At 68.1% G+C, this 11,327-nt stretch carries 10 protein-coding genes, 2 rRNA genes and 1 pseudogene (1 of these 13 only partly in view); 8 read left to right on the top strand and 5 right to left on the bottom strand.

From position 1 onward, the window contains the following. The coding region (locus tag OV207_RS31660; RefSeq protein ID WP_420715277.1) for a glycerol-3-phosphate dehydrogenase/oxidase at window positions 1–1,425 on the bottom strand (1,425 nt) is incomplete at its 3' end. A gap of 257 nt (window positions 1,426–1,682) precedes the next feature. Between OV207_RS31660 and OV207_RS31655 the strand changes: the two genes are divergently transcribed. The 7 genes and pseudogenes from OV207_RS31655 (at window position 1,683) to OV207_RS31625 (ending at window position 8,627) form a co-directional block, all read left to right on the top strand. After that, window positions 1,683–2,120, top strand: a complete 438-nt coding sequence (locus OV207_RS31655) for a hypothetical protein (RefSeq protein ID WP_267551915.1) — start codon at window positions 1,683–1,685, stop codon at window positions 2,118–2,120. Between the two features lie 397 nt (window positions 2,121–2,517). Continuing rightward, window positions 2,518–4,722: pseudogene (locus OV207_RS31650) on the top strand (TonB-dependent receptor domain-containing protein). Beyond that, a complete protein-coding gene (locus OV207_RS31645) occupies window positions 4,722–5,501 on the top strand; it encodes a hypothetical protein (RefSeq protein ID WP_267551911.1) in 780 nt (259 codons plus the stop codon). The pseudogene OV207_RS31650 and the gene OV207_RS31645 overlap by 1 nt, the downstream one beginning before the upstream one ends. A gap of 102 nt (window positions 5,502–5,603) precedes the next feature. Next, entirely contained in the window at window positions 5,604–6,005 is a 402-nt protein-coding gene (locus OV207_RS31640) for a hypothetical protein (RefSeq protein ID WP_267558725.1), read from the top strand. After that, entirely contained in the window at window positions 6,002–6,322 is a 321-nt protein-coding gene (locus OV207_RS31635) for a hypothetical protein (RefSeq protein ID WP_267558724.1), read from the top strand. Before OV207_RS31640 ends, OV207_RS31635 begins: the two co-directional genes overlap by 4 nt. Window positions 6,323–7,278: 956 nt before the next feature. Beyond that, the gene (locus tag OV207_RS31630) at window positions 7,279–7,623 is read left to right on the top strand and encodes a DUF7577 domain-containing protein (protein ID WP_193346000.1); all 345 of its coding nucleotides are present in this window, start codon (window positions 7,279–7,281) and stop codon (window positions 7,621–7,623) included. Between the two features lie 728 nt (window positions 7,624–8,351). After that, entirely contained in the window at window positions 8,352–8,627 is a 276-nt protein-coding gene (locus tag OV207_RS31625; protein WP_267558723.1) for a hypothetical protein, read from the top strand. Window positions 8,628–8,630: 3 nt separating this feature from the next. On the opposite strand, the gene OV207_RS31620 is transcribed toward OV207_RS31625, so the two are convergent. Then, window positions 8,631–8,930 (bottom strand): tetratricopeptide repeat protein, encoded by a 300-nt coding sequence (locus OV207_RS31620; protein ID WP_120544379.1) that lies wholly within the window; start codon window positions 8,928–8,930, stop codon window positions 8,631–8,633. A gap of 29 nt (window positions 8,931–8,959) precedes the next feature. Here OV207_RS31620 and OV207_RS31615 point away from each other — a divergent pair, with 29 nt between their 5' ends. Further along, window positions 8,960–9,157 carry a SlyX family protein gene (locus OV207_RS31615; RefSeq protein WP_267558722.1) on the top strand — a complete coding sequence of 66 codons (198 nt, stop codon included), beginning with the start codon at window positions 8,960–8,962 and terminating at the stop codon, window positions 9,155–9,157. Between the two features lie 242 nt (window positions 9,158–9,399). On the opposite strand, the gene OV207_RS31610 is transcribed toward OV207_RS31615, so the two are convergent. The 3 genes from OV207_RS31610 to OV207_RS31600 all read right to left on the bottom strand — a co-directional run. Further along, window positions 9,400–9,609 carry a hypothetical protein gene (locus OV207_RS31610; protein WP_267558721.1) on the bottom strand — a complete coding sequence of 70 codons (210 nt, stop codon included), beginning with the start codon at window positions 9,607–9,609 and terminating at the stop codon, window positions 9,400–9,402. Between the two features lie 198 nt (window positions 9,610–9,807). Next, a 5S ribosomal RNA gene (rrf, locus tag OV207_RS31605) occupies window positions 9,808–9,931 on the bottom strand. A gap of 176 nt (window positions 9,932–10,107) precedes the next feature. Then, window positions 10,108–11,327, bottom strand: a 23S ribosomal RNA gene (locus tag OV207_RS31600); it runs 1,759 nt beyond the window's last position.

Raw genomic sequence — 11,327 nt, 5'->3', positions numbered from 1 at the left:
GTCCTCCTGCGTGAGCGCCCACACGGCGCGCCAGCGGCTGCCGTACGCGCGCACCAGATGGTCGGCCGTGGGCGCGTCCCCCACCTCTTGCCGCGCCGAAGCGAACTCCGCCTCCAGCTTCGCGATGTCACCGCCCGGCAGGGGGCGGGCATCGGTGGTGGACTTGCGGTGGGGCATGACCAGGTGCCGCTCCACGGCGTTGACCACGTCGCGCGCCATGACGCGGAAGGTGGTGAGCTTGCCACCGCTGATGGCGAGCACCCCGGACGGGCTCACGTCGATGGCGTGCTCGCGGCTGGCGCTGCCCGCGTCGGTGTTGCCGTGGTAGCCGCTGGCGGCCAGCGGCCGGATGCCGGCCCAGGCGCTGACCATGTCCTCGCGGGTGAGCTTCGCCTCCGGGAAGAACGCGTTGGCGGAAGCGAGCAGGTAGGCCACGTCCGCCTCGCTCGCGCGCACCTCGGCCGGGTGGGCGCGGGTGGCCGTCTCCGTGGTGCCGATGAGGGTGAACGCATCCGCGGGCAGGATGAACATCACGCGGCCGTCCACGGGGGACAGGAGCGTGAGCGCGTCCTGGATGCCCAGGCGGGACCGGGGCACGGCGATGTGCACGCCCTTGCTGCCGCGCACCGCAGGCCCGGAGCGGGTCGTGCCCGAATCGAGCTGGCGGATCTCATCACTCCAGGGCCCGGTGGCGTTGACGATGGCGCGAGCCCGCACCGTGTGCTCGGCGCCGGTGAGGTGATCCACCACCACCGCGCCCGTGGCCTTGCCCTCCTCCATCACCAGCCGCTTCACGGAGGCATGGTTGAGCACCACCGCGCCCGCATCGCTCGCGCCCAGCACGTTGGCGAGCGTCAGGCGCGCATCGTCGGTGGCCGCGTCGTAGTAGCGCGCGCCGCCCTTGAGCCCCTCGGAGCGGATGCCCGGCTCCGCCTCCAGCACCTGCTTGAGCGACAGCCGCTGATACGCCTTCACGTTCCGGAACAGCGACAGGGCGTCGTACAGCATGAGGCCCGCGTTGAGCTTCCAGCGCGGCACCCGCGCCCCGGCATAGACGGGCCACACGAAGGCCAGCGGGCGCACCAGGTGGGGCGCCAACTGCAGCAGGCGCCGCCGCTCGATGCTGGACTCGAAGACGAGCCCCAGGTGTCCGTGCTCCAGGTAGCGAAGGCCGCCATGGATGAGGCGCGACGAGCGGCTGGACGTCCCACTGGCGAAGTCCTCGCGCTCCACCAGCGCGACCTTCAAGCCGCGCAGCGCCGCGTCCCGGGCAGCCCCCGCGCCGGTGACCCCGCCGCCAATGACGAGCAGATCAAAGGACTCGGTCTCCAACGAGCGCAGCCGCTCCGCGCGCGAAGGCGGCGGCGCGGGAGTCACACCCGTGGAGGCAGGAAGCGAACGGAGCACGGCGGATTCAGAACGCACCCCAGGAGTCTATGACGGGAAGACTTCGGCTGCAGCGGATTCCAATGCAATGCGTCAAGAGGTCCACGGGCAAGGGGGCGGAACGGCGGGGACAGTGTCGGACAGCGGGCGGGGGAAGGCTGCTTGCGTGTCCAGGGGCGGACGGCTAGGGAGGCGGGGACCGATCACCCGTCGTCCTGGACGACAGCCGTTTTTCGCGCGAACGAACCGCCGTGTGGGACTCCCGAGACCGACGTGACCTGGCATGCCTGGGACTGATGCTCCTGGTGTACGGGCTCGCGGTGGCGCCCGTGCTGCACGCGGTGGTGGGGCACGGTGTAGGCCGCAGTGGGCACACCCACGCACACGGGCCGGCGAGCCACGTCCACCGCGCAGGGGGCGAAGCGAAGGCCCCCTGCGGCGCGTCAGCGGAGTCGGAAGGGGCGCTCGCGCGAACCGTGAGCGCGTCCCAGGCGAAGCCGTCCACGTGCGCGGCGGAAGCCGGACGCGGAGACGAGCCGCGAGGGGATGACGGCCAGCAGGGCCACCAGCATCAGGCAGGCTCCGTGGAGCACCTGTTGGCGGTGGCGGCGAGCTGGACGGTGTACCTGCCGCCCTCGTTGCGGTGGGTGTCGTGGCGGGTGGAGCAGGCGCGGATGCCGGCGTGGTCGCCGGGCCAGCGCTGGCGGTCCACCGCGATGCCGCAGGGTCCGTAGAAGGACCCGCGCCCTCCGCACCTTCGTCAGGACGCTTCGCGTGCATGGGACCCGTCTGGCCTGAGCCAGGAACGGGCCATGGGCGCGTTGGGCCTCGCGCTGTCCTTCATTCATTGCGTCCCGGGCGCGCGCGTCGAGTCGCGTGCCTGGGACGTACCGCCATTCCCTCGTGCCGTTGTCTCCCGTGCCCATGTTGCTCTTCGCCATCGCCACGCTGTCGACGTGCCTCCACGCGGTGCCGCGCTCCGGCCAGGAAGCGGCTGCCGCGGTGACAAGCGCCACGCCGACACAGCCGCGAACACAACCAGCCCAGGCCGAAGGGTTTACCCACGAGCCGCTACTGATCAGCCTCGCCGGAACCGGACGCGCGGGAACAAGCGACGAAGCAACGCAAGACATGCCCACGCCTGGCCATGTCGAAAGCGACACACCGGCATCAGCCAACAAGCCGCAAGCGCCAGCCTCCGCACCGTCGACCGAGCCGGGAGGTCCGCTCAGCAGCCCGGGCATCGCGCCCCAGGCCCTCCCCTCCGCGTCTCCAAGTCCGAGCGCCCCACCCACCGAGCCACGACACCCCGCCGCGCCAGCTCCCACCACCGCTTCGGACGCGCCCCCACCACCTGAACGTGCCGTCCCGGACGAAGGCACGAAGCAGCGCGCCACCGTGGTGCGAGGCGCGCGTCCGGCGCGAAGCGCATCGGAGGTGACCATCGGCCGGGACATCCTCGACACGGCGCCGCGCACGAACGCGGTGGACGTCCTGCGGGTGGTCCCGGGCCTCGTGGCCTCGCAGCACAGCGGCGAGGGCAAGGCGCAGCAGCTCTTCCTCCGAGGCTTCGACGCGCTACACGGCCAGGACGTCGAGCTGAACGTCGGTGGCCTGCCGGTGAACGAGGTGAGCCACATCCACGCGCTCGGCTACGCGGACACCAACTTCATCATCCCGGAGCTCGTGCAGTCGCTGGAGGTCACGGAGGGCTCCTACCGCGCCTTCCAGGGAGACTTCGCGGTCGCGGGCACCGTGCGGATGGACCTGGGCGCTCGGGAGCAGGGCGTTGAGTTCGCGGGAACCCTGGGCCAGTTCGGCCAGCGTCGCCTCGTCGTGACCGTCCGTCCCGGAGAGGACCCCGGCACCTTCGCCGCGGCCGAGCTGGGCGAGGGTGAAGGCTTCGGCCCGCAGCGGGCCTACGGTCGCGCCTCCCTCCTCGCGCAGGCCCGATTCGACCTGGGCCACGGCCTGAAGGCCCGGGTCCTCGGGGGCAGCTACGTCACGCGCTTCGACTCACCGGGCGTGGTGCGCGAGGACGACCTGGAAGCCGGCCGGCGCACGTTCTACTCCGGCGCCTTCCCACGCCAGGGCGGAACGGTGTCCAGCCCAGCTCCTGCTCGGCGTGGACCTGCCGCGTGAAGGCACGGCGCGCACGCGGCTGGAGGCCTTCGGAATCCTCTCGGACCTGAGGCTGCGCAACAACTTCACCGGCTACCGCGTGGACGACCGGGGTGACGGCCTGGAGCAGACGAACGGAGGCTCCACGCTGGGCCTGCGCGCCGAGCACCGCCGCCAGGTCACCCTCTTCGGCCAGCCCGTCTCGTTGGAGCTGGGCCTGGGAGGAAGGCGGGACGGCATCCAGCAGACGCAGCGCCGTTACCGCGAAACGGACGGCACCTTCTTCGCGGAGGAAGTGGACGCGGAAATCACCCAGACGGATGTCTGGGGTTACGCCGAAGCAAGGCTCCCCCTCGGCCGCTGGGCCTTCCAACTGGGAGGCCGCGCCGACGCCCTGGGCATCGAGGTCTTCGACGCGCTGGCCTTCCGGGACCCGCGCTTCTACGACGGCCAGGGCTACTCACGCAGCGCGTTCGGGGTGCACTGGGGCGCGAAGGCAGGCATTGAGTACGCCCTCACGGACACCTGGGCCCTCTTCGCCAGCTATGGCGACGGCTTCCGCTCGCCCCAGGCACGAAGCCTCTCCGAGGGAGAACAAGCCCCCTTCGTGAACGTGCGTGGCGCGGAGCTGGGGACCCGGAGCGAAGGGCAACGCCTGTCCTTCCAGGCCAGCCTCTTCGGCTCGCAGGTGGAGAATGACTTCTTCTTCTTCGACCACACCGTGGGCACCACCGTGTTCACGGGAGAGACGCTGCGCACGGGCCTCTCCGCCGCCTTGCAGGCCCGTCCCCTGCCGGGCCTCACGGCCGCGCTGAGCGCCACGGTCGCGAACGCGACGGTGACGAAGACAGACGCGCGGCTGCCCTATTTCGCGCCATTGGTCGCGCGAGCGGACCTGGGCTGGGAGCGACCGCTGCCCGGCCTGGGGGCCCTGCTGTCATTGGGGACGGGGCTCACCCTCATCGGCCCCCGGCCCCTGCCCTACGACGAGTTCAGCCGCACGGTGTTCCTCGCGGACGCACAAGCCGCGCTGCGACGGGGCGCCTTCGCCCTGCGGCTCGACGTGAAGAACCTGCTGAACACGCGCTGGCGGGACGGCGAGTTCGTCTACAGCTCGCGCTTCGACCCAAGCACGCCGCCCAGCCTCGTGCCGGCCCGGCATTTCACCGCGGGTCGCCACGCACGGCCTCGCTCACCCTGGAGGTCCACCTGTGATGCCAAGAACCCCTGCCCTGCTGCGCGACACGCTCGCCGTGGCGGCGACCCTGATGTGCCTGGGCTGCGGCGACGACAAGACGGAGGCGGAGCGCCGCACGTTCGGAGTGTCGATGACAGCGACACCGCCCACGGCCCCCAACGCGCACGGCTGGACGGTCACACCGGAAGCCGTCCAGATGTCGGTGGGCGCGGTGCGCTTCTTCGAAGGCCGGGTGTTGCTGTCACGCGCCCCGCGCTTCGACTGGTATTCGCTCATCGGAGGCACCGCGCACGCGCACCCGGGCCACTACGTCCCAGGCGACGCGCTGGGAGAGGTGCTGAAGGTCCAGACGGTGGACCTGCTCGCGACGGGAGGCGCCTTCCTGGGCGACGCCAACGCCGTCACGGGCTCCTACGGCTCGTTGGAGCTGACGCTCGTGACGCCCACGGCGGCCACGGACGCGCAGAACGTGCTGGGAGGCCACCAGGTGCACGTGCGGGGAACCGCGCTCCACACGACGGGGGTCACCGTGCGCTTCGACGCCGCGGTGGATCTCCCCAAGGCCATTGAAGGCGTGCGCTTCGAGCGTGAACTGAAGCAGGAGCCCGGCGCCGTGAGCATCGCGGTGGACCTGGGCAAGTGGATGAGCCGCATCAACTTCGCCACCGCGTCGCTTCCGGACGCGGCAGGCGTTTCCACCTTCCCCGCTGACAGCCAGGCACAGAATGCCCTGGTGCGCGGCGTGGAAGACACCAGCGCCTACGTCGTGACGTGGGTGGAAGGAGCAGCGCAATGAAGCAGTGGCTGATGGGTGTGTCGTGTCTGGGCCTGATGGCCTGCTCGTCGGGGCAGGGCAACGTGACGTTCACCGCGTACGGGGGACTTCATCGAAAAGGAGATGCCCGCCTCCGCGTTCGAGGACGGCTGGACCGTGCGCTACGACAAGTTCCTCGTGAAGCTGGGGGAGCTGAGGGTCGCCAACCGCGAAGGCGAAACGGCCGCGGAGCAGACGCCCGCGAAGGTCTATGACGTCCACCGTCCGGGCCCCGTGAACGTCGCGGCCTTCACCGACCTGGCCTCGGAGGAATGGGACGCGGTGAGCTACGCCATCGCCCCCGTCCCGGACGCCACCGCCGGCAACGCGGACGCCGCGGATGTGACGCGGATGAACACCGAAGGCTGGTCCGTCTACGTCGAGGGCACCGACGAAGGGCGCCGTGTCGAAGCGCTTCCGTTGGGGTTTTCCCCACCAACACCCTCTACGAGCGCTGCGAGAGCGAGGACATGGGCAGCGGCGTGACGGTGCCCAAGGGGGGCACGGAGACGGTGCAGCTCACCATCCACGGCGACCACCTGTTCTTCGACGACCTCCAGTCCCCTGACGCGAAGATGCGCTTCGACGCCATCGCCGCCGCGGACAGCGCGGGCGTGGTCGGCCCGGACGGCGAGGTCACCCTGGATGAGCTGGGCACGGTGGACCTGACCACACTGCCGTCCGGCCAGTACGGAACGGGGGGCGCGGGCAGCGTGCTCACCCTGCGCGACTTCGTGACGGCACTCGTGCGAACCGTGGGGCACTATCGCGGCGAAGGCGAGTGCTCGCCGCGCGTCCGCTGACACGCTGAGGCAATGGGGGCCGGCAAGGACACGCTGCCGGCCCCTCGCACGCTCCGCCCGGTGTTTCGGGAACCACTCCCAGACAATTCCCGCGGCGCCCCCGCGAGGAACGACAGGAACGTTCTGGATTCCAGCGCGTCGAAGCCGTGACCGGACCAAGGCAATCAGGGTCGGGAGTGGCGTTTCCCACGCGGCGGATCGCGGCCCGCAGGACGTCCAGGCAGACGTGTCCGGCCAAGGCGCACGGGGTGTCCTCCCGAAACGCATGAACCGGAGCGCCGCAGTGTCGGGCATCGGTCGCTCGAGCGCGCCTCCCTGGCCCGGCAAAACGTCCCAGGCATCCCTTCCCGGTATGCGGACCTGAATGACGGATGCCTACTCCTGAACCGAGGGAGGTACGGCGCGTGAAGACGGTGACCTGACGAGCGGCAGTGGTCGGACCAACACGGGGCGCCCAGGCGCTGCGAGTGGAGGGATTGAGACACCTGCGCGTCCTGGAGCAGGGCGAGCCGGTGGTGGAGCGAGACCTGACCCCAGAGGAGATTCTATCGGCTGAGCCCGTTGCTGGAAACGCTCGCAGCGAGAGCCCGAGCCCGCGACGCTGGCCTCCCAGGGCGGCGGCCCGGACGGCCTGGCCGTGACCCTGGCCTTCGAGGACGGAGGAGACCCCTCGCCTGCGCCTCGCCACCGAGGCGGCTGCCCGCCGAAGGGCGCCGGGGGCGGATATGATCGCCTGCTCGCGGAGCTGGACGCATTGCTGACCGCCGAACTGCACGCCCGGGCACCACGCCACGCCCACGCCGTCCTGCCACACCAGCTCCGTCACGATGAATGACGGACGCCCACACGGTCCGGCAGGGCCGGGATAAGTCCGGGGCAGGAGCGGGACAAGAGAGACAGCAGGGGGGCGGCCGGGCGCGGTTGCCGCGACGGCGCGCTTCTGACAGACAAGCATCATGAAGCGCGTGCAGTTCTCCGTGCACCGCACGGTCGGAGAGGCGCGGATGCTGGCGGGCGCCCTGGAAGCGGCCGGTCTCTCGGTCGACGTTCGTGGCGAGTCCCTGGCTCCGCTGAGTGGTGAAATCCCCAGCACCGAGGCCTGGGTGGAGCTGTGGCTATGGCCGCAGGAGCTGGAAGCTGGACGGCAGGTCCTCGCCGAGCTCCAGGCCAACCAGGAGGCCTCGAACCGGTCGGTGACCTGCCCCCGCTGCGGTGAGGAGATCCCGGCCAACTTCGAACTCTGCTGGAGCTGCGGGCTGGAGCTCCCCTCGAACCTGCGCCCCCACCTCCGAGCCGTCTAGGAGCCCGCCATGAGCGAACCATCGAACGGGCCAGCTCATCAGCGTCACGACCGGCGCTGGCATCAGGGGATGCGAGGCGTCCTGTGGGTGTGCGCGGGCGCGCTCGCCATCCACCTCATCCCGCTATTCCTGCCCCGGAACATGCCCGAGCAGGAGCTGGCCATCGCCCGCGCGACGCCGGACATCAACAGTCGGCGGACCTTCCTGGTGCCGTTGAAGACCAACGACAAGGCGACGGCCGCGGACCTGCGCGCCGCGGCTGAACTCCTGCGCGAAGGCGCCCCGGCGGAGGCCACGACCTGGCCCTGGAAGCCGAGCGCAGGGACCCCACGGCGGTCGAGACCCAGCTCCTGCTCGCCCGCATCTGCGACCTGGAGCGGATGGGGCGCTGCGTGGAGCAGTCCCCTGCGCAAAGCCAACCAGCTCGCACCGACAGACGCCCGGGCGGACCTCCTCCGGGCGGACCTGAATGAAGTAGAAAGGGCGACTCTCGCCGGCGCACACGGAAGGCCCTCGCCCGGGCCCCACCAGCGCCATCCCTGGCGATGTCCCATGTTCGGGGTCAGCTATACGGACGGTTGCTCAGTCGCCTGAGGGCAGCCCGATGAGGCGCTGAAAAGGGTCTTCGCCTCGCTGGAAGGAATGGCTGCCTCCCGGCCCGGCTCCTGGTGGGACGGGGGTCTCGGGATGTTCGGTCAAGGAGGGACAGGGGGCGGGAAGCCGTGAAGATGTTGCAGCAGGCAGTCCAAGCAGATCCGATGCTCGCGGAGGGCCACTTCCAGCTTGGACTCGCGTGGGCCCAGCTCGGGAACGACGATGCCGCCGAGGAAGCCCTGCGGCGAGCGGACCGTTTGAACGTCGCGGACACGCGGGCGCTGGCCACCCTGTGCACCCTCCAGGTGAAGTCCGGACGGCTTGAGGGAGCACGTCAGACACGCAGCGATTTGGAGCGGCGCTTCCCCCAGCGGATGGACGCCATCCGAGAGCAGTGCCGGCTGCCCTGAACGTCAGCGAGGCTCCTGTCCCCGAATCTGGCGCAGCATCCGCGCCGACGCGATGACGGGGGCATCCACGGAACCATCAGCCCGTTCAGTCCGGACCACCGCCTGGAGGAAGGGGATTGCCTCTTCGTCGCGGCCCTGCTGGAAGAGCAGCTCCCCCAGCGCGAAGCGGGCCTGGGTGAGGAGGACGAGGTCCTCCGCAGCCACGGCCGCATCAATGGCGTCACTGAGCGCGGACTCCGCCAGCTCGGGCTGCCCCCGCCCGAGCAACTCGCGGGCTCGCTGAAGGTATTCGAGGGTATTCATGGGCAGCATTCCCCGCGGAGAAGACGGCAATGGAAAACAAGCGCCTGGTCGAGCTGGAAATCCGCTACACGCAGCAGCAGGAGCTGCTGCAGGAGCTGAGCGACGTGCTCTATCAGCAGGGGCGCGTCATCGACACGCTCCGCGTGGAGCTGGACCGGCTCAAGCTCAAGCTTGAGCCGAGCCGGCCTGGTGGACGCCCGCCAGCAGGAGCGCCCCCCCACTACTGAGGCTGTGTCCTCAGAACTTGTAGCCGAGCCGCAAGCCGATGATGGGATTCGGGTCGAGGTAGCCCCCTCGACACCGATGCTCGCGGCCTTCCCCTGCAGACCAAAGCCGAACGCCGCGTGGGCCTTGAAGGCGTCGCCCTTGAAGAAGATCCAAGGTCCCGCCAAGCCTTCGATGTAGACGGTCCGGCCGATGTTCGCACGCAGCGAGATGTCCAACGGAACGCCAATCACATTGCCGTCCGTCACCAACACCGCGCCAAAGCGGCGCCGACGAAGATGGGACCTGCCACATGGCCCTCGACGCCCAGGGTGAAGTTGAAGGCCGCGCTGGTATCCACCCAGTAATCCGCGCCCACGCCAAGGCGAACCCCAGCGGCAGCGTCGGAACGGGCCGGTGCGAGAAGGAAGCCCAGCGCGAGCAGACCAGCGGCGTAGATTCGAAGCAGATGCATGCGAGAGGCTCCTGTCCTGCAAGAGGGGAAGGAGCGACACTCAAGCAAAGCAGGCACGACCAAGCCAGCTTCAAAGACAGACCTGGTATGTTCGCACCACGCCGGATCAATCCACGGGGCGAGTACGGACAGGGGCAGCCCGCAAAGCTGGAATAGCCTCCTGGCGCCTTTCGGCACCAGGGCTTTCCTTGAAAAAGAATCCGGCAGCGACCGCTACTCCTCCCACGCGGTTTCCCCGCGGGAGTACCATCGGCTCTGGAGGGCTTAACTTCCGTGTTCAGGGATGGGAACGGGTGTGACCACCTCCGACAATGCCACCGGAAAAGCGATTGACGGTGCATACGAAGGGTAAGTTGCAAGCTTCTGCTTGAGTGAAGCCTCTTCTTTGAGAAGAAGAGTGAAACAGCTGTTGTCTTCCGGGCGACGCCTTGCTTCGCGTCCTGCCTCGGCCTTGGCCCGAATCCCTTACTCCCCGGTTGGGGCATGCAAGAGAAAGGGGAAAGTAAGCCGCTCGACTTATTAGTACTGGTTAGCTTAACGCGTTACCGCGCTTACACACCCAGCCTATCAACGTGGTAGTCCTTCCACGAGTCTTCAGGGGCTTGCGCCCGGGATTACCTGGTCTTGAGGTCGGTTTTCCCGCTTAGATTGCTTTCAGCGGTTATCCAATCGGCACATGGCTACCCAGCGATGCCTCTGCGAGACAACTGGTACACCAGCGGTGGCCTCCAACCCGGTCCTCTCGTACTAAGGTCAGAGCCTCTCAAGTATCCTACGCCACAGCAGATAGGGACCAAACTGTCTCACGACGTTTTGAACCAGCTCGCGTACCGCTTTAATTGGCGACAGCCAAACCCTTGGGACCTGCTCCAGCCCCAGGATGCGATGAGCCGACATCGAGGTGCCAACCTCCCCGTCGATGTGAACTCTTGGGGGAGCATAAGCCGGTTTATCCCCGGAGTACCTTTTATCCGTTGAGCGATGGCCCTTCCATTCAGGACCACCGATCACTATGACCTGCTTTCGCACCATGCCGCGACCTGTCGGTCTCGCAGTCAAGCTCCCCTTATGCCATTGCACTCGACGCCCGGTTTCCAATCGGGTGAGGGAACCATCGCGCGCCTCCGTTACTTTTTGGGAGGCGACACGCCCCAGTCAAAAACTACCCACCAGACAGTGTCCCAGTCCCGGCTGACGAGACCATGGTTAGACACCAGAAATCAGCAGTGGTGGTATTTCACCGTTGCCTCCACCGACCTAGCGGCCGGCTTCAAAGGCTCCCACCTATCCTACACAGCCAATCCCTAGTGTCACTGTCAAGTTGTAGTAAGGTTCACGGGGTCTTTCCGTCTTGCTGCGGGTAAACTGCATCGGCACAGCTATTTCAATTTCGCTGAGTCCCTCTCCGAGAGCAAGTGCGGAAGTCGTTACTCCATTCGTGCAGGTCGGAACTTTACCCGACAAGGAAATTTCGCTACCTAGGACCGTTATAGTTACGGCCGCCGTTTACTGGGGCTTCGGATCATCGGCTTCACCTTGCGGCTGACGAATCCCTTAACCTTCAGCACCGGGCAGGAGTCAGACCCTATACGTCGGCTTGTCGCCTTCGCAGTAGTCCTGTGTTTTTGGTAAACAGTCGCTACCGCCATTTCTCTGCAACCTCTCTCGGCTTCGGCTGTACGCCTACACCTACCAGAAGGCCCACCTTCTTCCGAAGT

The sequence above is a fragment of the Corallococcus sp. BB11-1 genome, assembly GCF_026626625.1.
In the GTDB taxonomy this organism is placed as follows: Bacteria; Myxococcota; Myxococcia; order Myxococcales; family Myxococcaceae; genus Corallococcus; species Corallococcus soli.
The sequence above is the reverse complement of the archived record's forward strand: the minus strand, read 5'-3'. Positions and strand labels throughout refer to the sequence as shown.